Source organism: Sphingopyxis sp. MC1, from assembly GCF_000371385.1.
GTDB classification, from domain to species: Bacteria; Pseudomonadota; Alphaproteobacteria; order Sphingomonadales; family Sphingomonadaceae; genus Sphingopyxis; species Sphingopyxis terrae.
Genome location: NZ_AOUN01000006.1, coordinates 248,337 through 274,557, shown reverse-complemented (window position 1 = coordinate 274,557; position 26,221 = coordinate 248,337). Strand labels below are relative to the sequence as shown.

Annotated in this window: 20 protein-coding genes and 1 riboswitch; of the genes, 17 read left to right on the top strand and 3 right to left on the bottom strand. The window is 67.3% G+C overall.

Translation table 11 applies throughout. The features are described from left to right. The first annotated feature begins 204 nt into the window (after positions 1-204). The 6 genes from EBMC1_RS10405 (at position 205) to EBMC1_RS10380 (ending at position 10,613) form a co-directional block, all read left to right on the top strand. Positions 205-1,668 carry a protein adenylyltransferase SelO gene (locus EBMC1_RS10405; RefSeq protein ID WP_003044728.1) on the top strand — a complete coding sequence of 488 codons (1,464 nt, stop codon included), beginning with the start codon at positions 205-207 and terminating at the stop codon, positions 1,666-1,668. A 76-nt stretch (positions 1,669-1,744) separates the two neighbouring features. Then, the gene (locus EBMC1_RS10400; protein WP_003044725.1) at positions 1,745-2,947 is read left to right on the top strand and encodes a nucleotide sugar dehydrogenase; all 1,203 of its coding nucleotides are present in this window, start codon (positions 1,745-1,747) and stop codon (positions 2,945-2,947) included. 106 nt (positions 2,948-3,053) lie between these two features. Beyond that, the gene (locus EBMC1_RS10395; protein WP_003044722.1) at positions 3,054-5,390 is read left to right on the top strand and encodes an autotransporter assembly complex protein TamA; all 2,337 of its coding nucleotides are present in this window, start codon (positions 3,054-3,056) and stop codon (positions 5,388-5,390) included. Continuing rightward, positions 5,390-9,619 (top strand): translocation/assembly module TamB domain-containing protein, encoded by a 4,230-nt coding sequence (locus tag EBMC1_RS10390; protein ID WP_040590044.1) that lies wholly within the window; start codon positions 5,390-5,392, stop codon positions 9,617-9,619. Before EBMC1_RS10395 ends, EBMC1_RS10390 begins: the two co-directional genes overlap by 1 nt. Then, positions 9,619-9,861 (top strand): hypothetical protein, encoded by a 243-nt coding sequence (locus EBMC1_RS10385; protein WP_003044715.1) that lies wholly within the window; start codon positions 9,619-9,621, stop codon positions 9,859-9,861. Before EBMC1_RS10390 ends, EBMC1_RS10385 begins: the two co-directional genes overlap by 1 nt. Beyond that, positions 9,840-10,018, top strand: a riboswitch (yybP-ykoY riboswitch). Its footprint overlaps the gene before it by 22 nt. A 16-nt stretch (positions 10,019-10,034) precedes the next feature. Next, the gene (locus EBMC1_RS10380) at positions 10,035-10,613 is read left to right on the top strand and encodes a TMEM165/GDT1 family protein (RefSeq protein ID WP_003044711.1); all 579 of its coding nucleotides are present in this window, start codon (positions 10,035-10,037) and stop codon (positions 10,611-10,613) included. 9 nt (positions 10,614-10,622) lie between these two features. Here the strand turns inward: EBMC1_RS10380 and EBMC1_RS10375 are convergent, their stop codons facing one another. Then, positions 10,623-11,633: a hypothetical protein gene (locus EBMC1_RS10375; RefSeq protein WP_003044707.1), complete on the bottom strand. Its 1,011-nt coding sequence runs from the start codon at positions 11,631-11,633 to the stop codon at positions 10,623-10,625. Between the two features lie 178 nt (positions 11,634-11,811). Between EBMC1_RS10375 and EBMC1_RS10370 the strand changes: the two genes are divergently transcribed. The 6 genes from EBMC1_RS10370 (at position 11,812) to EBMC1_RS10345 (ending at position 18,848) form a co-directional block, all read left to right on the top strand. Beyond that, positions 11,812-13,572 carry an N-acyl-D-amino-acid deacylase family protein gene (locus EBMC1_RS10370; RefSeq protein ID WP_003044704.1) on the top strand — a complete coding sequence of 587 codons (1,761 nt, stop codon included), beginning with the start codon at positions 11,812-11,814 and terminating at the stop codon, positions 13,570-13,572. Positions 13,573-13,587: 15 nt separating this feature from the next. Next, positions 13,588-14,325 (top strand): SDR family NAD(P)-dependent oxidoreductase, encoded by a 738-nt coding sequence (locus tag EBMC1_RS10365; RefSeq protein ID WP_003044701.1) that lies wholly within the window; start codon positions 13,588-13,590, stop codon positions 14,323-14,325. Between the two features lie 99 nt (positions 14,326-14,424). After that, a complete protein-coding gene (locus EBMC1_RS10360; RefSeq protein ID WP_003044698.1) occupies positions 14,425-15,576 on the top strand; it encodes an acyl-CoA dehydrogenase family protein in 1,152 nt (383 codons plus the stop codon). 13 nt (positions 15,577-15,589) lie between these two features. Further along, on the top strand, positions 15,590-16,558 hold the full coding sequence (locus EBMC1_RS10355; protein WP_003044696.1) for an acyl-CoA dehydrogenase family protein: 969 nt from the start codon (positions 15,590-15,592) through the stop codon (positions 16,556-16,558). A gap of 40 nt (positions 16,559-16,598) precedes the next feature. Then, positions 16,599-17,507, top strand: a complete 909-nt coding sequence (locus EBMC1_RS10350) for a LysR family transcriptional regulator (RefSeq protein WP_003044692.1) — start codon at positions 16,599-16,601, stop codon at positions 17,505-17,507. Positions 17,508-17,603: 96 nt separating this feature from the next. Further along, complete coding sequence (locus tag EBMC1_RS10345) at positions 17,604-18,848, top strand: acyl-CoA dehydrogenase family protein (protein ID WP_003044690.1); 1,245 nt, start codon at positions 17,604-17,606, stop codon at positions 18,846-18,848. Positions 18,849-18,929: 81 nt separating this feature from the next. On the opposite strand, the gene EBMC1_RS10340 is transcribed toward EBMC1_RS10345, so the two are convergent. Next, a complete protein-coding gene (locus tag EBMC1_RS10340; protein WP_040590043.1) occupies positions 18,930-19,748 on the bottom strand; it encodes a hypothetical protein in 819 nt (272 codons plus the stop codon). Positions 19,749-19,787: 39 nt separating this feature from the next. Here EBMC1_RS10340 and EBMC1_RS10335 point away from each other — a divergent pair, with 39 nt between their 5' ends. The 5 genes from EBMC1_RS10335 to EBMC1_RS17835 all read left to right on the top strand — a co-directional run bounded on the left by EBMC1_RS10335 (position 19,788) and on the right by EBMC1_RS17835 (position 24,874). Then, positions 19,788-20,972: a CaiB/BaiF CoA transferase family protein gene (locus EBMC1_RS10335; RefSeq protein ID WP_003044685.1), complete on the top strand. Its 1,185-nt coding sequence runs from the start codon at positions 19,788-19,790 to the stop codon at positions 20,970-20,972. After that, positions 20,969-21,838 carry a crotonase/enoyl-CoA hydratase family protein gene (locus tag EBMC1_RS10330; RefSeq protein WP_003044683.1) on the top strand — a complete coding sequence of 290 codons (870 nt, stop codon included), beginning with the start codon at positions 20,969-20,971 and terminating at the stop codon, positions 21,836-21,838. The genes EBMC1_RS10335 and EBMC1_RS10330 overlap by 4 nt, the downstream gene beginning before the upstream one ends. Positions 21,839-21,849: 11 nt before the next feature. Then, a complete protein-coding gene (locus tag EBMC1_RS10325; RefSeq protein ID WP_003044681.1) occupies positions 21,850-23,472 on the top strand; it encodes an acyl-CoA dehydrogenase family protein in 1,623 nt (540 codons plus the stop codon). Then, positions 23,469-24,227: a crotonase/enoyl-CoA hydratase family protein gene (locus EBMC1_RS10320; RefSeq protein WP_003044679.1), complete on the top strand. Its 759-nt coding sequence runs from the start codon at positions 23,469-23,471 to the stop codon at positions 24,225-24,227. Before EBMC1_RS10325 ends, EBMC1_RS10320 begins: the two co-directional genes overlap by 4 nt. A 131-nt stretch (positions 24,228-24,358) precedes the next feature. Next, complete coding sequence (locus tag EBMC1_RS17835) at positions 24,359-24,874, top strand: hypothetical protein (protein ID WP_051066396.1); 516 nt, start codon at positions 24,359-24,361, stop codon at positions 24,872-24,874. A gap of 48 nt (positions 24,875-24,922) precedes the next feature. Here EBMC1_RS17835 and EBMC1_RS10310 read toward each other — a convergent pair whose 3' ends face one another. Continuing rightward, a complete protein-coding gene (locus EBMC1_RS10310) occupies positions 24,923-26,146 on the bottom strand; it encodes an alkaline phosphatase family protein (RefSeq protein ID WP_040590120.1) in 1,224 nt (407 codons plus the stop codon). Positions 26,147-26,221 lie beyond the last annotated feature (75 nt).

Here is a 26,221-nt window from a genome sequence, read left to right as displayed (position 1 = left end):
CATTCCGTTTCAATATACTATCTTTTTTTGCGATCGCTGGCGTTGCTTTTGCCATGCCCTGCGAAGATTGAAATCCGCTGCGCGGCGAGTGGACGCCGCTTCGCGATATATCGATCGCAGCGCGGATAATGACGCTAACCTTGACTTGCTGTGGGTTGCAATCGTTGGCGCTTCGACCGACATTGCTGCCCCAGGGAGCCGGGCATGGATTTTGCGTTCGACAATAGTTTTCATGACGCCATGCCGGGCTTTTACGCGCCCGCGGAGGCGGCGAAGCCGTCGGCGCCGACGCTGTTGATCTTCAACCATGCGCTTGCCGAACGGTTGGGGATCGATGCGGCGGGCGCGAGCGATGCACAGCTCGCCCGGATCTTTTCGGGCGAGGAAATGCCCGGTGGCGCCAACCCGCTGGCGCTCGCCTATGCCGGGCATCAGTTCGGGCATTTCTCACCGCAACTGGGCGACGGCCGTGCGCTGCTGCTCGGCGAGATCGTCGCGCCCGACGGGGCGCGGTTCGACGTGCAGCTCAAAGGGTCGGGGCCGACGCCCTTTTCGCGCAACGGCGACGGCAAGGCGGCGATCGGCCCCGTGCTGCGCGAGTTCCTCGTGTCCGAGGCGATGGCGGCGATGGGCATCGCGACGACGCGCGCGCTTGCCGCGGTGGCCACCGGCGATCGCGTCCAGCGCGAGCAGGCGCACCCCGGCGCCGTGCTGACGCGCATCGCGAGCAGCCATATCCGCGTCGGCACCTTCCAATTCTTCGCCGCGCATTTCGGCGCCGACCATGTCGCGCAATTGTCGGATTATGCCGTGCGCCGGCATTTTCCCGAGCTTGCCGAGGCGGCCAATCCGCATCTGGCGCTGCTCGACCGGGTGATCGGCCTGCAGTGCGATCTCGTCGCAAGCTGGCTGGGCGCCGGCTTCATCCACGGGGTGATGAACACCGACAATGTCGCGATCAGCGGCGAGACGATCGATTATGGCCCCTGCGCCTTCATGGACCGCTTCGCGGTGAACACCGTCTTCAGCTCGATCGACGCGAACGGACGCTATTCCTATGGCCGCCAGCCGCAAATCTTGCACTGGAACATGGCGCGCTTCGCCGAAGCGCTGCTCCCGGCCATCCACGCGGTAAGGCCGGACGATGTCGAAGAGGCGAAGGCGCTTGCCAACGCCATTCCCGAACGCTTTCGCATGGCCTGGTTCGCACGGATGCGCGCCAAGCTCGGCCTGACGCAGCCGGGCGATGGCGATGCCGAGTTGATCGACGGCTTGTTCGATCAGCTCGAGACGCATCAGGTCGATTTCACGCTGTTCTTCCGCGCGCTCGCCATGCTGCTCCGCGGCGAGGGCGATATGTTGCAGGCGCTGCTCCCGGCGCCCGACGCCATGGCGCCGTGGATCGCCGAGTGGTGGGCGCTGATCGAGCGCGAGCCCGCAGGGCCGCTCGAATGCGCCGACGCGATGGACCGGGTCAACCCGCTCTATATCCCGCGCAATCATCTGGTCGAGGCGGCGCTGGTCGATGCCGAGGCCGGCGATATGACGGCGTGGCGCGAACTGCTCGATGTCGTGCGTCAGCCGTTCGTGCCGCGGGGCGAGTGGGAGGCTTTTGCCCACCCGGCACCCGAAGGCTTCGGACCCTATACGACCTTTTGCGGAATCTGACCGGCGTGCCGGGCGCTGTTGAGCGGCCGCCCGGCACTTGCTAGAGCGGCCGCCAACCCAATCGAGGATCGCATCTTTGTCCCAGACCGAATCGGCGGCAGCCAGCTCGCCCAAAATCACCGTGGTCGGTACCGGCTATGTCGGCATATCGAACGCGGTGCTGCTCGCGCAGCGCAACCGCGTCGTCGCGCTCGATATCGATCAGCAGAAGGTCGATCTCATCAACGCCCGGACCTCGCCGATCGCCGACCCGGAGATCGAGGAGTATCTGGCGAACCGTCCGCTCGATCTGGTCGCGACGACCGACAAGCAGGACGCCTATCGCGACAGCGATTTCGTGATCGTCGCGACGCCCACCGACTATGATCCGGACAATAATTATTTCAACACGAGCACGGTCGAAGCGGTCATCGCCGACGCGCTGGCGCTCGCGCCGCGCGCGCTGATCGTTATCAAATCGACGATTCCGGTCGGCTTCACCGACCGCATGCGCGCCGAGTTCGGCAGCGACAATATCGTCTTCTCGCCCGAATTCCTGCGCGAAGGGCGCGCGCTTTACGACAATCTCTACCCCTCGCGGATCATCGTCGGCGACACCAACCAGCGCGCCGCCGATTTCGCGCGGCTGCTCGAGCAGGCATCGCTCAAGGACAAGACCGATGTGCTGCAGACGGGCAATACCGAGGCCGAGGCGATCAAGCTGTTCGCCAACACCTATCTTGCGATGCGCGTCGCCTTCTTCAACGAACTCGACACCTATGCCGCGATGCACGGAATCGACAGCCGGCAGGTGATCGACGGGGTGGGGCTCGATCCCAGGATCGGGCAATTCTACAATAACCCGTCCTTCGGCTATGGCGGCTATTGCCTGCCCAAGGATACCAAGCAGCTGCTTGCCAATTATCAGGACGTGCCGCAGAATCTGATCCAGGCGATCGTGGCATCGAACACCACGCGCAAGGATTTCATCGCCGCCGAGGTCGTTCGCCGCAAGCCGCGCGTTGTCGGCATCCACCGGCTCGCGATGAAGGCGGGATCCGACAATTTCCGCGCGAGCAGCATCCTGGGCGTGATGAAGCGCGTCAAGGCCAAGGGGATCGAGGTTATCGTCTATGAACCGCTGATCGAGGAGGATCGGCTGTTCAACTCGCGGGTCGTGCGCGATCTTGATGCCTTCAAGGCCGAGGCCGACGTGATCATCGCCAATCGCGTCGCCGACGAACTCGCCGATGTGGCCGACAAGGTCTACAGCCGCGATCTGTTCGGCGCCGATAGCTGAGCGGTTGCCACGGGGCCGCCTTTTCGACGGACCGAGCCGGTTTCCCCGAAAATCGGGTTGCGTGCGTGCGGCGGGCAAGCCACAAGTGCGCATCGGTTGTGGACAGATGGCCAGCGAAAAAAAGCGTCACGAATTGAACGGCTTTGGCGTCGATGCTCGGCGGCGGTGGGGACTATTGTCCGCGTCGCTGCTCTCGCTCGCCTGCGCCAATGCGGTAGCGGCGCAGGAGCGCGAACCGGCCGCGCCGCCGGCTGCAGAGGCTGCGACCGCGGAGCCCGCTGCGGCCGATGCGCCTCCGCCTGACGATGATACCCCGATCGCGAGCCCATCGCCGCCGCCCGAAGGAGTCGTCTTGCCCGAGGTGGCGCCGATCATTCCCGATGACGAATTCAAGAAGGCGATCCCTCCGATCAGTGCGGAGGACGATCCCGAGCTCGACAAGCCGCTCGAATCGATCGCCGATTTCGAAAAGCGCGTCGCCGATGCGGCGAAGCAGAAGGCGAACGGTACCGCCGACGCCGTGCCGCAGGTCGATGGCACGCCCGTTCCCGCGCTCGCCGACGGGCAGACGGTCGAGCCGATCGGCGATGCGCCGATAACCGATGCCGAGCTCGCTGCGCCCTTGCCGCCGCTCGAAAGCTTCGACGTTCAGCCCGTCCAGTTCGTCGATGCCGAGCCCGAGGGCGAGAACCGGCAGGTCGCCTATTCGGTGCAGGTCAATGGTCTTGCCGCGGCCGACGACAGCACCGATGCCGACCTCTCGGGGTTGTTCGGCGACCTCTCGGCGCTCTATGACGGCGATGGCAAGGCCGACAATTTCGCGATGCTGCGCGCCCGGCTGAGCAATGATGCCGAGCTGATGCAGCGCATCTTGTCGTCCGAAGGCTATTATGACGGCAGCGTCGATACGCGTATCGATCGCGCCGGCCGCGAGCGCGGGCAGCCGGTTTCCGCGGTGATCGATGTAAAGCCGGGTCCGCGCTACAGCTTTTCGGACATCATCCTCGATGCCAAGCCGACGGTGCCGCCGGGGCTGATCGCCGACAATTTCCCGCTCGCTATCGGCGAGCCGATCGTCGCCGAACGGGTTCAGGGCGCCGAAGCGGCGATCTCGCTCAAACTTCCCGAGGAAGGCTATCCCTTCGCCAAGGTCGGCCAGCGCGACATCCTGCTCGATGGCGACAAGGCGACGGGCGTCTATACGCTGCCGATCGACATCGGCCCGCGCGCCCGTTTCGGCGGTTTTGCGAGCACGGGCGAAGAGGCATTCGACGCCGAGCATGTGGAGATCATGGCACGGTTCAAGCGCGGCGATCTCTACGACAGCCGCAAGGTCGACGATCTGCGGCAGGCGCTGGTCGCCACCGGCCTGTTCGCGACCGTGTCGGTCGAGCCGCAGGCGACGGGCGAGAGCGCGGGCGACGACACCGAATATGTGACGATGCTGGTCAACCAGCAGGCGGGACCGCCGCGCACGCTCGCCGCCAGCGCCGGCTATGGTACCGGCGAGGGGATTCGCGTCGAAGGAAGCTGGACCCACCGCAATCTTTTCCCGCCTGAAGGCGCGTTGATCGTGCGCGGCGTCGCGGGGACGCAGGAGCAGGGGCTGGGGGTCACCTTCCGCCGGTCGAATGCGGGGCGGCGGAATCGCACCTTTGAACTGGTCGGTGAGGCGACGCGGAGCAATTATAACGCGTTCGAGGCGCTGACGGGGCGCATTGCGGCGCGGGTCAGCTATGACTCGACGCCGATCTGGCAGAAAAAGCTGACCTATGCCTATGGCGTGCAGCTTATCGCGACGAGCGAGGATGATTACAGTTTCCTGCTCGCCGATCGCGAACGCGACCTATATTATATCGTCGGCCTGACCGGACAGATCGGGATCGATCGCACCAACAGCCTGCTCGATCCGACCAAGGGATTTCGCGTCACGACGCTGATCGAGCCCGAAGGGTCGATGAGCGGGCGCTTCTCGCCCTATGCGCGCGCGCGCGTCGATGTCAGCGGCTATTATCCGGTGGCCGAGAATATCGTGCTCGCGGGCCGCGTGCGCGTCGGTTCGATCCTCGGCGCCGCGCGCGAGCGGCTGGCGCCGTCGCGGCGCTTCTATGCCGGCGGCGGCGGTTCGGTGCGCGGCTTCGGCTATCAACAGCTTGGTCCCAAGGATCCCAACAACGACCCGATCGGCGGGCGCAGCGTCAACGAAGCCGCGTTCGAGGCGCGCTATCGCTTCGGCAATTTCGGGATCGTCGGCTTCGTCGATGCGGGGCAGGTCTATACCGGATCGACCCCCGATTTTTCGAATATGCGCTTCGGCGCCGGTATCGGCGGCCGTTTTTACACCAATTTCGGCCCGATGCGGCTCGACGTCGCGACGCCGATCGACCGCAAGCCCGGTGAATCGCGGATCAGCGTCTATGTCTCGATCGGGCAGGCTTTCTGATGGCCGGGGGCGCAGCCGAGCCTATGGAGGACACGCCGCCGCAGCGGAGCAATCCATGGCCGCGCCGCGTGCTGCGCTGGACGGGGATCGTCGTCGGCGGGCTGCTCGCGCTGATCGCATTGTTCGTCGTCGGTCTCAACAGCGACGCGGGGCGCCGCTTCGTCGTCACCCAGATCGAGAAATATGAATTCTCGAACGGGATGAAGATCGGCATCGGCCGGCTCGACGGATCGCTCTACGGCGCGATGGTGGTGCGTGACTTCACGCTGTCGGACCCGAAGGGCGTGTTCCTGCGCTCGCCCGAGGTCAGGATCGACTGGCGGCCGTTCGCCTATCTCAATAACCATGTCGATGTCCGTTCGGCGACTGCCTCGACGATCGTGCTGCAACGGCTGCCCGCATTCCGTCCGACGCCCGACACCGGCGAACCCCTGCTTCCCGACCTCGATATCGACATCGGGCGGCTGCGCGTCGACCGGTTCGTTGTCGAGCCTGCGGTGACAGGCGCGCGGCAGGAACTCCGCATCGATGGCAAGGTCGCGATCGCTGACCGGCGCGCGCAGGTGACGGCGAAGGCCGAGACCATCGGCGGCAAGGCGAAGGGCGACCGGCTCGCGCTGCTTCTCGACGCGGTGCCCGAAAAGAACCGCCTGGCGCTGACGCTCGACGTCAACGCTCCCGCCCGCGGGGTGCTGGCGGCACTCGGCGGGTTCAAGGAGCCGCTGACGGCCAAGCTCGCCGGCCGCGGCGACTGGACGCGCTGGGACGGGCGCTTCGACGCGACGCTGGGCGCGGCGCCGCTTGCCGGGCTGGCGCTGAGCGCGCGCGACGGCACGTTCGCGGTCAAGGGCACGACGCAGGCGGCGCGCCTGTTCGCGGGTACGCCGGCGGCGCTGCTCGGCCGCGAGACGGCGGTCGATGTCACCGCGCGGCTCGCCCAGCGCAAGGCCGATCTCGACGGACGGCTTTCGTCCGATGCGATGCGGCTCGGGATCAGCGGCGGTCTCGATCTCGGTGCCAATCGCTATGATGGCCTGCAACTGGCCTTCGTGCTGCTGCGCCCCGCCGCGATCGCGCCGGCGCTTCGGGCGAGCGGCGGCCGGGCTTCGGTGCGGCTCGATGGCGCATTTGCGACGCCGACGGTCGCCTACCGCGTCGATGCGGCGAGCCTTGCGGTCAATGATATCGTCGTCGAGGCGCTGAACCTGTCGGGCAAGGCGCGCGTCGATGCCGACCAGATCGTCATCCCCGTGACGGGGCGCGCGGCGCGCATCCGCGGGCTCGATACGGTAGCGGGCGGAACGCTCGTCGCGGTGCGGCTCGACGGCGATCTTGCCTATAAGAACGGGCGACTGCTCAGCGATAACCTCCGCCTGCGGTCGCCGCGCATCGACGCCAAGGCGATCATCGTCGCCGACCTCAACCGCGGCTTCTACACCGGCGCCATCGACGGGCGGGTCAATAATTACCGCATCGAAAGCGTCGGCATCTTCGACATCGGCACCGATGTCGATCTGAAGCGTGTCGGTGCCGACGGGTTCGAGATTGCCGGCCGCATTCGCGCGCGATCGACCCAATTGTTCAATTCGGGGGTTCGCGACCTGCTCGGCGGCAATGCCGTGGCGACGAGCGACATTCGCTATGGCACCGACGGCATCGTGCGCTTCGCCAATCTGCGCCTCACCGCGCCGCGGCTGCGGGTGACGAGCGGGCAGGGCAGCTATGCGCCGGGCGGCCAGCTCCAGCTCGCGGCGCGCGCCACTTCGGTCGATTACGGGCCACTCGGCGTCGAGGTGGCGGGCACGATCAGCGACCCGCGCGCGACGCTGCGCGCCGAGCGCCCCGGTCTCGGCATCGGCCTCGCCAATCTGGAAGCGCGACTGACGGGCGCCCCCAACGGCTACCGGCTCGCGGCAAAGGGGGAGACGGATTACGGCCCGCTGACCGCCGATGTCGTGCTGCTGACTGCCGCCGGCCCGCTGACCATCGATGTCGAACGCGCCGACCTGTCGGGGATCGGCTTCAAGGGACGGCTCCAGCAAAGCGCGGCGGGGCCCTTCGTCGGCCGGCTCGACGCATCGGGGCAGGGGCTGGGCGGTATCGTGCGGCTGAGCGCCGACGGTCAATATCAGGCGGTCGCGGCGAATATCCGCGCGAACAATGTCGTGCTGCCGGGTGCCGCGCGGCTCGCGGTCGGCAGCGCGATCGTCGATGCCGACATGATCCTTTACGACAAGCCGCGGATCATCGCCGACATCCAGCTCGCCGACACGCGCATCCGCGATTATGACATTGCGGTCGGGCGGGTGAAGATCGACTATCGCGACGGGCGCGGCAAGGCGCAGGCGCTGGTCGAGGGAACGAGCGGCGTGCCGTTCCGCATCGCCGCCAATGCCGATCTGACCCCCGAGCTGTGGCGCGCATCGGTGCAGGGCCGCGCCAGCGGCATCAACTTCCGCACCGCGTCGCCCGCGCGCATCGTGCCGCACGCCGACGACTATGAACTGCTTCCGACGACCATCGACCTCGGCCGCGGCAGCAGCGCGCGTCTGGCGGGCCGCTTCGGCGAGGGCATCGTCGTCCAGAGCCGCCTTGAGCGCGCCAATATGACGATCCTCAACGCCGTCTATCCGGGACTGGGGCTCGGCGGGCGCGCGACCGGCAGCCTCGACTTCGCGCAGGAAAATTCCGACGCTTTCCCGCGTGCCGACGCGCGGCTGACGATCAACGATTTCACGCGCACGACCGCGGCGGCGGTGAGCCAGCCGGTCGACGTCAATTTCGCGGGTAAGCTGCTCGCCGACGGGGGCGAATTGCGCGCCGTGGTGCGCAAGCGCGGCAGCGTGATCGGCCGGATGCAGGCGTCGCTGCGCCCGCTCGGGCCGGGCGCGGGCGACTGGATGACGCGCCTGCGCGCCGCACCGCTCGGCGGCGGGCTGCGCTATAATGGACCTGCTGACACGCTCTATTCCTTCGTCGGTCCCGCCAATCAGGGGCTCGCGGGCCCGGTCGCGGTGGCGGCGGACTTCAGTTGCCAGCTTGCCGATCCCTGTCTGCAGGGTGTGCTCAAGGGCAATGGCATGACCTATGAGAACCAGACCTATGGCACCAAGCTGACCGACATGGTGGTCAGCGGCCGCTTTACCGGCAACCGGCTCGAAATCGATCAGCTTACCGCCAAGGCCGGCACCGGAAGCGTCGCGGCAAAGGGCTATGTCAGCCTGTCGTCGGCCGACGGCTATCCGATGAACATCGTCGCCACGCTCGACAATGCGCGGCTGGCGCGCAGCGAGAATATCGGCGCGCGCGCGACTGGCACGCTGACGCTCGCCAAGACGGCGGGAGAGGCGGCGCTGTTGTCGGGCGACCTGCGCCTGCCCGAAACACGCTATCGCATCGTGCGCGAGGGCGCGGCGAGCGTTCCGGTGCTCACGGGCGTGCGCCGCAAGCCGCCGAGCGGCCGCCGCCGGATCAGCGGCGACGGACTGGCGGCGGTGGGCGGCAGCCTGTTCGACCTGATCCGGCTCGACATCCGCCTGCGCGCCGGCGAGCAGATTTTCGTCACCGGCATGGGGCTCGAATCCGAATGGCAGGCCGATGTCACCTTGAAGGGCACGACCGTCGCGCCGCGCGTGACCGGCGAGATCGAACTGGTGCGCGGCACGCTCGACTTCGCAGGGCGCTCGTTCGAGCTTGAGCAGGGCAAGGTGACTTTCCCCACCGGCGATGCCTATGATCCCGCGATCAACCTCCTCGCCACCGACACTTTCGACAATGTGACCGTCAATGTCGCGGTGACCGGGCGCGCGAGCAACCCGCAGGTCGCCTTTTCGAGCGTGCCCGGACTGCCGCAGGACGAAATCGTCTCGCGCATCCTGTTCGGCGATTCGATCACCTCGCTGTCGCCGCTCCAGGCGGTGCAACTCGCTGCGTCGCTCAACACGCTGCGCGGCGGCGGCGGCGGGCTCAGCCCGCTCGGCGCGCTCCAGTCGGCGGCAGGGATCGACCGCCTGCGCATTCTGGGACCCGACGATACGACCGGTCGCGGCACCGCGCTGGCGGCAGGGCAATATATCTCGAAGGACATCTATCTTGAGGTCATCACCGATGCGCGCGGTTATACCGCGACGCAGCTCGAGATCAGCCTGACGCGCGCGCTGTCGATCCTGAGCCAGGCGGGCGGTTCGGGGCAATCGAACTTCTCCGTCCGCTACCGCAAGGATTATTGATGCACCGCGCGCTGATGCTCTTGCCGCTGTTCGCGCTGGCGGCGTGCAAACAGCAGCCCGATTTCGACCAGCGGTACGACAAGGCTGCATCCGACATCGAAGCGCGCGCGCGGGCGATGGACAAGGATCTGTCGGAGGCGGACAAGGCCGCCGCCGCGGCCGCGCCGGGCAATGGTTCGCAGACGAAGGGCTTGCCAGCCGCGTCGACCGCGTCTAACGCACCCCCGTCATCTGGGGAGTAGCCAGCCGTCCTGCCGGACGGGCCGCAGCGTCAACATACTCGGTCGAGAGGCCGTGGCGCCGCGGAAGCGCGAAAGCGTTTGGGCGAGACCAATGGCGTCGCACCTTCGTCCGGGCCGGGCGGCGGGCGCGATCGCTGTTGGAGTTCGCTTGCCGCTCGGCCCCGGAGTAACTCATGGAAGCCTTGTTCACCTCGACCGCGGTCGTCGCGCTCGCCGAGATCGGCGACAAGACGCAACTCCTCGCGATTCTGCTCGCGACGCGCTTCAAACGGCCGCTTCCGATCATCCTCGGCATTTTGGTCGCAACGCTCGCCAATCATGCGCTCGCCGCGCTGCTGGGGGCGCAGGCGGCGGCGTTCCTCGACAGCGATATCTTCCGCTATGTCATTGGCGCCTCGTTCGTCGCGATGGCGGCGTGGACGCTGATTCCGGACAAGTTCGAGGATGATGATGCGCCCAAATCGCATGCAGGCGCGTTCATGACGACGCTCGTCGCCTTCTTCCTCGTCGAGATGGGCGACAAGACGCAGGTCGCGACGATCGCGCTCGGCGCGCGCTTCCACGATGTCTTCACCGTGACGGCGGGTACGACGCTGGGGATGATGATCGCCAATGTGCCCGCAATCTTCCTTGGCCACGAACTGCTCAAGCGCGTCGATCTGAACAAGGTCCGCATGATCGCTGCGGCGCTGTTCCTGGTGATCGGCCTGTGGGTTCTGGCTCAGACCGCGGGACTGTTCGGCGCAGGCTGAACGCCGCGATCAGAACGGCTTGCAGGGCTTGCCGTTGTCGTCGAACCGAGCGGCGAGATCATATTCGCGGCCGTTCCAGCGCAGATAGGGGAAACAGAAGCCGGGAAGGCCGACCTGGATATCGGGATAATTGTCGACGCCGTGGCTTTTGAGGAAGTTTGCGAAGCCCTGGGTGGTCAGCATCACCTTCCAGCTTCCCGCCGGCGTTTTGGTCAGGACGATCGAATTGACGCCGGCCGATCCGTTGCAGAAGATGCCATTGTCGTGGATCATCGCTTCGGGTCGGCCGTCGCCGTTGACGTCGCCGATAAAATCGACCTGCGCCTCCGAATGGCCGCTGTCGTCGTCGGTGCAGGCTGTCCAGCGGCCGCCCTTGACCGGCTTGATTTCGGCGGCGCGAAACAGCGCGAGGCGCTCGGTCGCCGGGATCGCCTTGGCTTCGGGGGTTTGCGAGCCGTCCCAATCGAACAGATAGTCGCGCGAAATCGGCATCGGGCCGCTACGCGGCGGCGCGGCGCTTGCCGGGGTGGCAGCGGCCTTCCCGTCCTGGCTGCACGCCGTCGGCGCGCCATAGCTGCCGCCCGCGAAATGGCGCGTGCCGGGGCAGGCCGAATAGCGCGCCTCGAGCGTCAGGTCGCGCCAGCCGCCGGTGCGCGTCTTGGCGAAGCCGACGATGCCATCCTCGGCGATCAGACGGCGCCAGCGCCCGTCGGTGCCGAGCATCAGCACCGCAAAATAGGCGCCGGGCTTGCCATAGCATTTGGGATCGACATCGGCGACATGCGCCTCCGCCCGCCCGTCGCCGTTGAGATCGGCAAAGGCGACGCGCGGGTTCGACGCGCCGCCGCAGCGGTTGATCGCGCGCCCGTTTTCGACCCGGAAACCCGCAGCTTCGAACAACTGGATGCTCTGTTCCCTGGTCAGGCGCGGCTGCGCCGTACCCTGCGCCGCGCTCTGCGCCGGACCGGCAAGCGGCAGCGCGGCCAGTGACAAACCCAACAGCATCCGGATGTTCGACATGGTGGTCCCTCCCGTCGCGGCGAAGGCTAACACGAACCGCCCCCGCCTTGCCACGCAAATCGCGGGCGGTGTTCGCCCGGCCTCGCTTGCAATCGGGTGCGGTTTCGCGGATGGCTGAAAGCGGCAAGGCAAGCGACGACCCGCCCGGACGAGGCCGGCGCGCTGCGAGGAGAGGCTTATGGACTTCGATCTGGTCGTGCGCGGCGGGCTGGTTTTTGACGGGAGCGGCACCGCGCCCTTCGTCGGCGACATCGGCCTTCGCGGCGGAAAAATCGCCGCAATCGGGCAGATAACGGGCCGCGGGGCCGAGGAGATCGATGCCAGCGACCGCATCGTAACCCCAGGCTTCATCGACATTCACACCCATTATGACGGGCAGGCGACGTGGGAGACACGCATGGCGCCCTCCTCGAATCATGGCGTGACGACGGTGCTGATGGGCAATTGCGGCGTCGGCTTCGCGCCGTGCCGGCCGCACCAGCGCGACATGCTCGTCAAGCTGATGGAGGGGGTCGAGGATATTCCCGAGGTCGTGATGGTCGACGGGCTGCCATGGAATTGGGAGAGTTTCCCCGACTATCTCGACGCGCTCGATGCGCGCGAACTCGACATCGATATCGCGGCGCAGGTGCCGCATTCGGCGCTGCGCATCTTCGTGATGGGCGAGCGCGGCGCGCAGCACGAGGCCCCGACCGCCGACGATCTGGCGCAGATGCGCGCGCTGGTCGCCGATGCCGTCGCCGCCGGAGCCTTCGGGGTCACGACGTCGCGCAACATGATGCACCGGACCAAGGCGGGCGAACTGGCGCCGAGCCTTTATTCCGAAGCCGACGAGCTGCGCGCGCTGATGGACGGCCTTGGCGATGCCGATGCAGGGGTGTTCCAGATCATCCCGGCACCGGCCAATGATGCCGAGAGCGAATTCGCCTTGCTGCGCGCGCTTGCCGAACATGGACGGCGCCCCTTGTCCTTCACCCTGCTCGACGTGCCCAACCAGCCGGGGGCGGGGTGGCGATCGATGCTCGCGGGGCTCGAACAGGCGCGCCGCGACGGGTTGCAGATGCGCGGTCAGGTCGCGCCGCGTCCGGTCGGCATGTTCTTTGGCCTCGACCTCAGCCTCCATCCGTTCAGCTCGCACCCGAGCTACAAGGCGATCGCCGACCGCCCGCTGGCCGAGCGCGTGGCGGCGATGCGCGATCCGGCCTTCCGCGCGCGCCTGCTCGGCGAGACGGCCGAGGACAGCAATCCGGTGACGCTGGCACTGATCGATGCGTTCCGCGCCGCGCATGAATGGACCGACGGTCCCGACTACGAACCGCAGCGCGAGACGCGGATCGAGGCGCGCGCCGCGGCGGCGGGCAAGTCGGTTGCCGAATTCGCCTATGAGCTGCTGCTGAAGGATGAGGGGCGGCGGCTCTTCTATCTGCCCGCCGCCAATTATTCGGAGGGCAATCTGAACGCGGTGCGCGAAATGCTGGGTCATCCCGATACGGTGATGGCGCTGGCTGACGGCGGCGCGCATTATGGCTTGATCTGCGACGCGAGCTTTCCGACCTATTTTCTCCAGCGCTGGGTCCGCGATGCCGATCCCGGCGACCGGATCGCGCTCGCCGACGCCATCGCCGAGCTGACCGCGCGTCCCGCCGCGACCGTCGGCATGACCGACCGCGGCCGGATCGCCGAGGGGATGAAGGCCGATCTCAACATCATCGATTTCAACGCCTTGCGCCTGCATGTTCCGACGATCCGTTACGATCTGCCCGCGGGCGGGAAGCGCATGCATCAGGCCGCCGACGGCTATGTCGCGACGATCGTATCGGGCTCGGTCACCTATCGCGACGGGCAGCCGACGGGCGTGCTGCCCGGCCGGCTCGTGCGGCGGGGACGGGATGCGGCGCCGGCCGGCGCGGGCGATCCGTCGATCCCGCGTGCCGCCTAGCCCAAAAGGATCAGCATGACGGACGATACCGACTTCACCGGAAAGGCGGTGCTGGTGGTTGGCGGATCGAGCGGGATCGGCAACGGCATCGCCCATGGCTTTCGCGCGCGCGGCGCGGCGGTCCATGTCTGGGGGACGCGCGCGCAGGCGGCCGATTATGACCCGGACGATGGCTCCGATCTTGCGGGGCTCGGCTATAGCTGCGTCGATGTCGGCGACCCCGACGCGATCGAGGCGGCGGCGATGCCGTTCGACCGGCTCGACGTGCTGATCCTGTGCCAGGGCACGGTGGTCTATCGGCGCGGCGAGTTCGAGCGCGAGGGATGGGACCGGGTGATGGCGGTCAACCTCGACAGCCTGATGCATATATCGCGCAAGTTCCGCGCGCAGCTGTCGCAAAGCGCCGGATCGATCGTCATCGTCAGTTCGATTTCGGGGCTGAAGGCGAATATCGGCAATCCCGCCTATGCCGCGTCGAAGGCCGGGGCGATCAGCCTGACCAAGACGCTGGGGCAGGCCTTCGCCGCCGACGGTATCCGCGTAAACGGCCTCGCGCCGGGGCTGGTCGATACCAAGCTGACCAAGGTGACGACGCAGAATCCCGACCGGCTGGAGGGCGCACTCGCGCATATCCCGCAGCGACGGATGGGAACGCCCGAGGACATGGCGGGGGCGGCGATCTTTCTTGCCTCGCCGCTTGCCTCCTATGTCACCGGTCATACGCTGATCGTCGACGGGGGCCTCTCGCTCTGATCGCGCGCCCCATCAATTCCTGCAGGTGACGCGCCGCGATTTTCGCGGCAGGAGAGGGCGGCTACGCGATTTTGCAGAGTCGGTGCGGGAGAGACTATTGTGTTCGACACGCTGGAACCGAGCAGCCTGCCGCCCGAGGATGAGGCGCTGCGCAGCCGCGTCCGCGCGCTCGCCGAGGCGGCGACGGCGGCGCGGCCCGCCGACGTCCGCGCCCGGTCGTGGCAGGGCTTCGATGCCGATTTCAGCCGCAAGCTGGGCGCCGCAGGGCTGCTCGGCCTGACGCTTCCCAAAGCCTATGGCGGCGGCGAGCGCGGCCCGTTCGCGCGGTTCGTCGTCGTCGAGGAATTGCTGTCGGCCGGCGCGCCGGTGGCGGCGCACTGGATCGCCGACCGGCAAAGCGCGCCGCTGATCCTGAATTACGGGACCGAGGCGCAGCGCCAATTTTATTTGCCGCGCATTTGCCGCGGCGAATTGTTCTTCTGCATCGGGATGAGCGAGCCGGGATCGGGATCGGACCTTGCGAGCGTTCGCACCCGCGCCGAGCGCACCGCGGGCGGCTGGCGGGTCAACGGGCAGAAGATATGGACGACCGGCGCGATGCACTGCGACTATATGATCGCGCTGCTCCGCACCGCGGGAAGCGCTGAGGATCGCCATGCCGGGCTGTCGCAGCTTATCATCGACCTGAAGGCGCCGGGGATCACCATCCGTCCGATCGTCGATCTGACCGGCGACGCGCACTTCTGCGAAATATTCTTCGAAGATGTCGATCTGCCCGCCGACGCGCTGATCGGCGCCGAAGGCGAGGGGTGGAAGCAGGTCACCGCCGAGCTCGCCTTCGAGCGCAGCGGCCCCGAGCGCATCTATTCGAGCGTCGTGCTTCTGGATGCCTGGGTGCGGCATTTACAGCATGTCGGGCGAGACGATGTGGCGGTGCGCGCGCTGGTGGGCGATTTCACCGCGCGGCTCGCGACGCTGCGCGCGATGTCGATCGCCTGCACCGCGCGGCTTGCGGCGGGCGAAAGCCCGGTGGTCGAGGCATCGCTGGTCAAGGATCTGGGGACGGCGTTCGAGCAGCAGCTTCCGGTCGCGATCGGCGACGACCTTGCCGCGCATCCCGATGAACCCGTCTCGGACGAGCTTTACCGCACGCTGACCTATGTCACGCATGTCGCGCCCAGCTTTTCGCTGCGCGGCGGCACCCGCGAAATATTGCGCGGCATCATCGCCCGCGGCATGGGCCTTCGGTGAGGAGACTTAACGGATGACCGATTTCCTCGACCCTTTCGAACGGATGATCGCCGCGCTTTTCACGCCCGCCGCGGTACGCGCGGCGGAGCGCGGCGAAGCGGACGACACGGCGTGGTCGGAACTCGCGGCCTCGGGCTTTCTCGATGCGCTGGTTCTTGAAGACGCGGGCGGTGCGGGGCTGTCCTTCGCCGATATCGTCCCGCTGTGGCTGGTCCTCGGCCGCCATGCGGTACCCTGTCCGGTCGGCGAAACGATGATTGCGCGCGCGCTGCTCGCGCAAGCGGGAAGGGCCGCGCCCGATGGACCGATCGCGATCTCCGCGCAGGCGCCGGGCGCCGCCGGGCGGGTGATCGGTGCGGCGCTGGCGCGACATCTGCTCGTCGAATGGGAGGGTAATCTCTATCTTGCCGCCGTGCCGGGCCAAGCGGATGGCGGCGCGGGGGAACTCGCGGCATCGGTGCGCTGGGATAGCGAAGCCGCAGCGCCGGTGGGGCCGATAGTCCCCGGCGGATTGCGCCGCGCGGTGGCGGTGCTGCGCGCCGCGCTGATCGCGGGCGCCGCCGACCGGCTGACCACGATGACCGCGGGCTATGCGAACGAGCGTATTCAGTTCGGCAAGCCGATCGGCAAGCAGCAGGCGCTGCAACAGCAGCTTGCCGTGATGGCGGAGGATATGGTCGCGGCGCGCATTGCCGCGCATATCGGCGGCGCGGGGTCTTTCCCGCCTGCGCTCGCGGCGGCCGCGACCGCCAAATCGGTTGCAAGCAGCGCCGCCGCGCGGGTCGCGGCGATCGCGCATGCGGTTCATGGCGCGATCGGCATCAGCGAGGAATATGATCTTCAGCTCTATACGCGCCGCCTGCAGGCCTGGCGCCTCGCCGACGGATCGGAAAGCTATTGGAACCGCCTGCTCGGCGCCGACCGGCTGGCGGCGCCGTCGGGGTCGGTCGATTTCGTCCGCGCGGCGCTGGCACCGGCCTGACCGCATGGCGCCGCCGAAGCAAGGCCGATAGGAAGCCGATATGAAGCGCCTGCCGCGGCTCGACCTCAACCTGCTCCAGATATTCGACGCCATCTATACCAAGGGCGGCGTGTCGGCCGCCGCGTCGCACCTCAATCTGTCGCAGCCCGCGATCAGCCATGCGCTGGCCAAGCTGCGCGCGATGCTGGACGATCCCTTGTTCATCCGTCAGGGCAATCGCCTCGTCCCCACCGGGACCGCGCGAGCGGTCGCCGAACCGATCCATACGGCGCTGCGCGAACTGGTCGCGGCGCTCGACGGGGCGGGGAGCTTCGATCCCGCACAATCGACGCGCGAGTTTCGCATCGGGATAAGGCTGGCGGGCGAGATGTCCCGCTTTCCTGCGCTGGCCTCGCGCGTGCTTGCGGATGCACCGCACGTCCGCCTGATATCGACCGCCTTTCGGCGCCGCGATCTGGTCGCTGCGCTGGCCAACGGCGATCTCGACGTCGCGATCGACGTCGACCTGCCCGTCGAGGACCGGCTGTGCCGCGAGCCGCTCGGCGTCGAGCCGCTGCTGGTGGCGGCGCGGATCGGCAACGACCGCATCGCAGGGGCGCTCGACCTCGACCGCTATCTCGCGCTCGATCATGTGTTCGCGACGCCGCGTCCGCACGGGCCGGGGATCGAGGATATCGCGCTGGCGCGGCTCGGCTTGCAGCGCCGCGTCGCGGTGCGCTGCCAGCATGCGATCACCGCTTGGCAGATCGTGGCGAAGACCGACATGCTCTGCACGCTTCCGCGCAGCCATGTCCGCATGCTGCAGGACATCTGGCCGATGCAGTTGTTCGACCTGCCGATCGCGGTCGCACAGAGCAGCAGCTATCTCTATTGGCATCGCGCGGTTCAGGCGGATGTCGGCCTCGCTTGGCTGCGCGCGATCATCCTCGAGGTGATGCGCGAAGAATAGGCGCCTATTCCTCAGGCGAATAGACTTTATTCGAAGTTATCATTTTTCCTGATGCCGCAGGGGCACTAGCCTTGGCCCCAACCAAGGAGAATAGCGATGACGCCGATCGAACTCGAAGCCGAACTCAACGACCTTAGAATGTCAAAGGAGGCGCAGCCGCTGTTCGATGCGGTGAAGCGCCACATCGCCGAAAATGTCGATCCGATCACCGAGGAGTTTTTCCGCTTGGGCGAAGGGCGCGCCGACCGCTGGAGCTGGGCGCCGGGGCAGCTGGAGCTGCTTGAAGGCGCGAAGGCCAAGGCGAAGGCGGCAGGGCTGTGGAATTTCTTCCTGCCCCACGGCGATACGGGAACCCCGCTCACCAACCTCGATTATGCCTATATTGCGGCCGAACTCGGCAAATCGCCGCTGGCATCCGAATCGCTCAACTGTTCGGCGCCCGACACCGGCAATATGGAAGTGCTGGAAATGGTCGGCACGCCCGAACAGAAGGATCGCTGGCTGAAGCCGCTCCTCAACGGCGAAATCCGCTCCGCCTATGTGATGACCGAACCCGGCGTTGCCTCGTCGGACGCGAGCAATCTGGAAACCAGCGCGACGCTCGAGGGCGACGAATGGGTCATCAATGGCGAGAAATATTTCATCAGTGGCGCCGGCGATCCGCGCTGCAAGATCCTGATCTGTATGGTCAAGACCAACCCGGAGGCGCCGCGCAAGGCGCAGCATTCGCAAATCCTGGTGCCGATGGACACGCCGGGGGTGCAGGTGCTCGGGCCGATGCGGGTGTTCGGCGCCGACCATGCGCCGCAGGGGCATATGCATATGCGGTTCGAAAATGTCCGCGTGCCGCGCGATAACATCCTGCTCGGCGAGGGGCGCGGATTCGAGATTTCGCAGATGCGCCTCGGGCCGGGCCGCATTCACCATTGCATGCGCACCATCGGCAAGGCCGAGGTCGCACTCGACCTGATGGTCAAGCGCGGCAATTCGCGGACCGCCTTCGGCCGGCCGCTGTCGCAGCTCGGGAAGAATCTGGAAGTCATTGCGCGGGCGCGCTGCGATATCGAGGCGATGCGCCTGATCGTGCTGAAGGCCGCGAAGGCGATGGACCTGCTCGGCAATCGTGAAGCACGTGTCTGGGTCAGCATGGCGAAGGCGATGATCCCCGAGCGCGTGTGCCAGATTATTGATCAGGCGATCCAGATCCACGGCGCGACCGGCATCTCGCACTGGACGCCGCTCGCCGAGCTTTATGCCGATGTGCGCCATCTGCGCTTTGCGGACGGCCCCGACGAGGTCCACTATATGGTCGTGGGCCGCGACGAACTCGCGCGCCACTAAGCCGCCGAAGGGCGGGGTGGGCGGCGCCGGAGCGCCGCTCGCCCCGCATCCGCCGGCGTTCGTTTTCCGCGCCGCGACCGATCAGCTTTCGAGATAGCGCGCCCAGATGCGCTTGCCCAAGCGGTCGTAGCGCGTCATCGCCGCAATCAGCGCGGCGAGCGCATCGCTTGGACAAAGCGTTTCGGGTAGCAGCGGATCGCGCATGATGGCGCGGATGGCCTGCCGCCCCAGGAGCAGCGTTTCGGCCGCCGCCGCGGGCAGCCGGCTTTCGTCGATGCCCACCGCACTCTCGTCGAGACGGTGGGCGAGCCGCTGGTGCGAGGCGCGCAGGGCTTCGCCCTGCCACAAGGTCCGGAAGCGGGCGTCGCGGGCGGCGTCCAGCCCGCTCGCTTCGGCAACGAACAGCGATGGCGCGGCGTCGAGTTCAATCAAATCTTGCCGCATCCCCGCGGCCCCACGCTCCAGATTGTCGGGGCGCACCCAGATATTGGCGTCGGCCTCGGCAAATCCTTCAAGATCAAGCGCGCGCAGAGTCCGGCGCCAGATGGTGCGGTCTGCGCGCTCCTGCGGCCCCGCGACCGCGACGAGCCAGCGTCCCTCCCAGGGCTGCCGCCGATCGATCCGGGTGCGCCAACCGAGGATCCGCTGCTTCAACACCTCCGCATTCGCGCCGATCGTATAGCGGCCGCGCGCGATCGCTTGAACCCGACCTTCCGACTTGAGGCGCGTCAACGCCGTCCGGATGCCCGGCGCCTCGATCCCGAAGGCCGCGCCGGCGCGCACCAGTTCGGCGACGGTGAACGCCGGCGGAGCGCCGGTGTCGAGCAGATCGAGAATGAGCATCCGCGCGCTCATCCCTCCGGCATCGGCCGAGTTTACTATATTGCGTTCTGTGTCCATATCCGACAATATATGCAACAAATAAGATGGGAGAGGAAGATGCTGCCCCTCGACGGCGTGACCGTAATCGATCTTACCAGCGTTGTCGCGGGGCCGCTGGCGACGCAGATCATGGCACAGCAGGGCGCCCGCGTATGGAAGGTCGAGCCGCCCGAAGGCGATCGCGCGCGCCTGCTCGGCGCGGTCGCCGCGCCGGGGTTCAGCTCGGCGCATGTCGCGCTCAACGCCGACAAGCAATCGGTCGCGATCGATCTTTCGCGCGCGGATGGGCAGGCGCTGCTGCGCCGCCTGGTGCCGCAGGCCGATCTCCTCATCCATAATTTCCGGCCCGGTGTGATGGAGCGGTTGGGGCTTGGCACCCCGGCGCTGCACGCGCTGCGCCCCGATCTGGTCATCGCGCGGATCAGCGGCTTCGGTCAGGACGGGCCGATGGCGGCCGGGCGCGCCTATGATCCGATTGTGCAGGCCGAATCGGGGATGGTCAGCTGGACCGCCGAAGGCCCGCTGCTCGCCCCGCAATGGATTTGCGACAAGACCGCGGGCCTCTACGCGGCGCAGGCGGCGACCGCCGCGCTCGTCGCACGGGCGCGCAGCGGAAAGGGGGCGGTCGTCGATATTTCGATGCTGGAGGCCGCGGTCGCTTATGGCTGGATCGACCTCCACGGGGCGCAGGCCTTTCCCGATGCCACCTCGCGCATGCCCGACATCGCCGCCGTCTATCGCCCTTGGGCGACCGGCGACGGCTGGATCGTCGTTGTCATGCTGTCGCAATCGGAATTCGAAGGCTGGGCGCGCGCGATCGAGGCGCCCGAATTGCTCGCCGATCCGCGCTTTGCCGACATGACGACGCGATTCCTCAACTGGGACGATCTGCGCGCGATCTCGGCGCCGCGCATTGCCGCGTTGACCACGCGCGAGGCGGTGGCCCGGCTGGCCGACGCGGGCGTACCGTGCGGCGTCGCCAACCGGTCGGCGGCGCTGCCCGGTCACGCCCAGATCGTCCATGACGGCTTCGTCGCGCTGACCGACCACCCGCAGGCCGGTGCGGTGCGCCGGACCCGGCCCGTGGCGCGCTTCGACGGCGCGCGGCCGGGGTTCGAGGCGCATGCGCCGCGCGTCGGTGAACACAGCCGGATGGTGCTCGCCGCGGCCGGCCTCACCGCCGAAGAGATCGAAGCCGCCATCGCAAACGGCGCCGCCTGCTGCCCTGAGGAGACCCCATGACAACCTATCAGACCCTGTCCTATGCCGCCGAAAACCGGGTGGCGACGATCACGCTCAACCGTCCCGAACATTTCAACGCGATCGCGCACGGTATGCCGCGTGAGATCCGCGCCGCGGTCGAACGGGCGGAGGCCGATGCGGACGTCCATGTCATCGTCGTACGCGGCGCGGGGCCCGGCTTTTGCGGCGGATACGACCTCAAACATTATGCCGAACGCAAGGGCGAGATCAGCGGGTCGCAGGATATGCCGTGGGATCCGACGCTCGATTTCCAGATGATGTGGCGCAATACGCAGGACTTCATGGCACTGTGGCGCGCGACCAAGCCCACAATCGCGCGCGTTCATGGCGCCGCGGTTGCCGGCGGGTCCGACATCGCGCTGTGCTGCGACTTTCTGATCATGGCCGACGATGCGCGCATCGGTTATCCCCCTGCGCGCGTCTGGGGCGTGCCGACCCCGGCGATGTGGGTCTATCGTCTGGGGCCGCAGATGGCGAAGCGCATGATGATGACGGGCGACCTGATCGACGGGCGCGAAGCCGAACGGATCGGGCTGGCGCTCGAAGCGGTGCCCGAGGCCGAACTCGACGATGCGGTCGAGCGGCTCGTCGGGCGGCTGCGCGGGGTTCCGCGCAACCAGCTGATGATGACCAAGACGGTGGTCAATCAAGCCTATGACAATATGGGGCTCAACAATACCCAGATGTTCGCGACGCTGTTCGACGGGGTATCGCGCCATTCGCCCGAGGGCATATGGTTCCGCGACCGCGCGCAGGAGGTCGGCTTCAAGCAGGCGGTGGCCGAACGCGACAGCGGCGATCCGATCGCGAGCCAGGTGTCGAAGCGCCTGCCCGCCGACGATTGAGGAGACGAAGCATGACCGCACTTCAGCCGATCGACCGGCTCGACACCCATGATGTGTTCAACCAGGCGCCGCCGTTCGAAAACAGGAACCTGTTTACCGGCGACCGGGCGCTGGTCGATGCGGTGAACAGCGCAGGCGCGGGCGAGCATGGCGCCCGGCTCGCCGCGCTCGGGCAGCGCTGTGGTTCGGCCGAGGTGATTGAATGGGGCGTCGAGGCAAACCGCCAGCCCCCCGTGCTCGAAACCTATGACCGCTATGGCCACCGCGTCGACGAGGTGCGCTTTCATCCCGCCTATCACGACCTGATGCGGCTCGGGCTCGATAGCGGCTTTGCGGCATCGGCGTGGGACGGCAGCGCACGCGGCCATACGCTCCACGCGGCGATCCTCTTCCTGACCGGGCAGGCCGATTCGGGCACAAGCTGTCCGATGACCATGACCTATGCCGCCGTGCCGGCGCTGCGAGCCGAGCAGGCGGTCGCCGACGTCTGGGTGCCGCGCATCGCGGCGGGCCGCTACGATCCGGCCTTCCGCCCGGCGGCGGAGAAAGCGGGCGTCACGATCGGCATGGCGATGACCGAGAAGCAGGGCGGCAGCGACGTGCGCGCCAACACGACGCGCGCTGAACCGACGGGCGAAGCGGGCTGGTACAGCCTGACGGGGCATAAATGGTTCTGTTCGGCGCCGATGTGCGACGCCTTCCTGACGCTCGCCTACGCCGAAGGTGGACTGACCTGTTTTCTTGTCCCGCGCTGGCTTCCCGACGGCAGCCGCAACGCGGGGTTCCGTGTCATGCGCCTGAAGGACAAGATGGGCGACCGGTCGAACGCCTCGTCCGAAATCGAATATCATGGTGCGCTGGCCCAAAGGCTGGGCGCCGAAGGGCGCGGCGTCGCGACGATCATCCAGATGGTCCAGCATACGCGCCTCGACTGCGTGATCGGTTCGGCGCAGCAGATGCGCGGCGCGCTTGCCCAGGCGCTGTGGCACACGGCCCATCGGTCGGCTTTTCAGAAACGACTGATCGACCAGCCCGCAATGGCGGCGGTGCTCGCCGACCTTGCCGTCGAAAGCGAGGCGGCGACGGCGCTCGGCTTCCGGCTGGCGCAGGCGTTCGACGAAGAGGATGCGCTGACGCGGCTGCTGACGCCGATTGCCAAATATTGGGTATGCAAACGCGCGCCGGGGCTGGTTTACGAGGCGATGGAGGCGCATGGCGGCGCGGGATATGTCGAGGCGGGGCCGATGCCGCGGCTGTTCCGCCAATCGCCGCTCAACGCGATTTGGGAAGGATCGGGCAATGTCATCGCGCTCGACGTGCTGCGCGCCATCGCGCGCGAACCCGACGGAGTGGCGGCGCTTCAGGACTTTCTGGCGGCGCAGCGCGGGCGCGACGCTCATTATGATCGCTGGGTCGAGACGATCGACCTGACGCGCGCCGACGAGGGAACGGCACGGCTGCTCGTCGAGCGGCTGGCGCTTGCGGCGCAGTCCGCGGTCCTGATCGGACAGGATAGTCCGATTGCCGAGGCCTTCTGCCGCCTTCGCCTGAGCCCGCGTGGCAGCGCCTATGGCGCGTTCGATGCAACCGTCGATGCGCGCGCCATCGTCGACCGCGCGATGCCCGCGGCATGAGCGTACGGATCACCAACGACGGCGCGGTGCGCACCGTCACCATCGACCGCCCCGACTGCCGCAACGCGGTCGACCCGGCCACCGCCGACCTGTTGCGGCAGGCGTTCGCCGACTTCGACGCCGACGACAGCGCCGCGGTCGCGGTGCTGACCGGCGCGTCGGGCCATTTTTGCGCAGGCTTCGATTTGAAGGCGGTGGGCGCGGGCAACGAGCGATACCAACCCGAAGGCGTCGGGCCGATGGGGCCGTCGCGCATGTTGCTTTCCAAGCCGGCGATCGCGGCGGTCGAAGGCTATGCGGTTGCCGGCGGCCTTGAACTCGCGCTGTGGTGCGACCTGCGCGTCGCGTCCGCCAGCGCGGTGTTCGGCGTCTTCTGCCGCCGGTGGGGCGTGCCGCTGATCGATGGCGGGACGGTCCGCCTGCCGCGCATCGTGGGACAGGGGCGCGCGCTCGACATGATCCTGACCGGGCGCCCGGTCGATGCGGCCGAAGCGCTCGCAATCGGGCTTGCCAACCGGGTCGTGGCGGAAGGGCAGGCGCTGGCGGCCGCGCAGGCGCTCGCCGCCGAGATCGCGCATTTTCCGGCGCTGTGCATGCGTACCGACCGCATGTCGGCCTATCGCCAATGGGATTTCGACCTTGCCGACGCTCTCCGGTTCGAAGGGCGCGAAGGCGCCGCGCCGTTGCGCGCCGAAGCCGCAAAGGGGGCGGAACGCTTTGTCGGCGGGGCGGGTCGCAGCGGACGCTTCGACTGACCGGACGGCGGCCGGTCGTGCGTGTGATTTCCGGCATCCACAAAGCGCGTGCGGCGGTATAGATTGCCGCGGACGGTTATTCCGGCGCGGGAGGGTGAGCGATGCGGTTTCGGGTCTTTGCAGGTGCGGCGTTGAGCGCTGCCGTGATTCTGGCGGCGCCGGCGACAGGCAAGGCGCCGCGCAAGGTCAAGGCGGTGGCCGATTGTCCCGCCGAGCCCGCGCTGCCGCCCGATCTGGCCGATTGGGGGCGGATGAGTTCGGCCAAGACCATCTATGCCTATGGCGAGGCGCGCGCCGCCGACTGGCCGTCGCTCGGCGCGGCGCGAACGGGCCTGTTGCTCCATAAAGCTGAAAGCCTGCGCTACTGGATCGCGCCCGAGCGGCGGCAGGATGTGTTCAAATTCGGCGGCATGATCCCGGTCGAGGTGAAACGGGCCGGCCGACTCGTGATCGCGCTCGACGCGGGCGCCTGGATCGATCTGGTACGCGACGGCAAGGCGCAGCCGGCGGCGGCGCACGGCCATGGCCCCGCCTGCTCGGGCATCCGCAAGATGGTCGAATATGACGTGACGCCGGGCCGCTACCTCGTCCAGATCGTCAACGCACCCGAACTGTCGATCCGCGCGATGGCGGTGTTGCGCGACTGATCGGGCATAGCGGAACCGGCGCGCGCGGTTCCGATCGCGTTTCGCAGGTCAGCGTTGCGGCGCAAGACTTTCGAGCAGCGCGCCGCGCGCATCGTTCGGCAGCGGCTTGACGCCGATCAGGCGCATCAGAAGCGGATAGACCTCGATATTGTCGACCAGCCCGACGTCGCCGCGCAGGCCGCTGCCATAGGCGATGAACAAGGCGCGCATGTCGGGGTCGTCATTGTCATAACCATGCGCTCCGCCCATCACCGGATAGGCCGGCTTGCCCGCGACGATCGTCCAGCCGTTCTCCGCGATGCAGATGATCGCCGCAACGCGCGGGTTGTGCCCATAGTGAAGGCGTTCGGGCAGATCCTCGCGGCGGCGGCAGGTCATATGGTCGTGCGGCTTCAGCAGTGCGTCATAGACCCGGTCGTCGGTGCCGGCGGCGGGTTCGATCGCGGCATAGGGGCCGGTCTCCACCGCTATGATGCTCGGCAAATCGATCAGGTCGGCAAGGTCGACGATCCGCGCGTCGCTGATCGCGTGCATGCCATGATCGGCCACGACCAGAAGCCGAACGGGCTGGTCGAGGTCTTTCAGCCCCGACAAGAGGTCGCCGATGCGGGCATCCACCTCGGTCACCGCGGCATTGAGTTCCGCCGAGTCCGGGCCGAAATGATGCCCGGCAGTATCGACGGCGTCGAAATAGAGCGTCACGAAGGCCGGGCGGATCGCGCGCGGGCGGCGCAACCAGTCGAGGACCGCGTTGACGCGCTGCACATTGCTGATATTTTCATCGTAGCGCAGCCAATCGGCCGGACGCACCTCGTGGATCGCGACCTCGCTGCCCGGCCAGAACATCGTTGCCGTTCGCACCCCGGCCTTTTGCGCCGTCACCCACGCGGGTTCGGCCTCGTCCCACCAGAAGGGGTCGAGCGCCTGCTTCGCATTGCCCAGGCTGAAGCGTTCGGCGGGACGCCGCGGGTCGATCATGTTGTTGCCGACGATGCCGTTGGTGTCGGGGCGTTTGCCGGTGACGATCGCATAATGGTTGGGGAAGGTCTTGGTGGGGAAGGAAGGGCGGAGCGCGCCGCGCGCGCCCTCGGCGGCGAGTTTCGACAAATTGGGGGTGATTCCGCGGTCAAGATAGTCGGCGCGGAAACCGTCGATCGAAATCAGGATGATGACGGGCGTGCGCTGTTCGGCGTTCGCTTCCGTAGCGCGGACATGGGGCGAGGCCAGCGAGCAAAGCGCGGCGATCAGGATCATCAGGCGAGTCATGGTCATCGCGCTAGGATGGCGGCGTGACAACCGCGCGACAAGTTCATTGCGCGTTGGCGGGGGCGGTTCGGCCATATCATG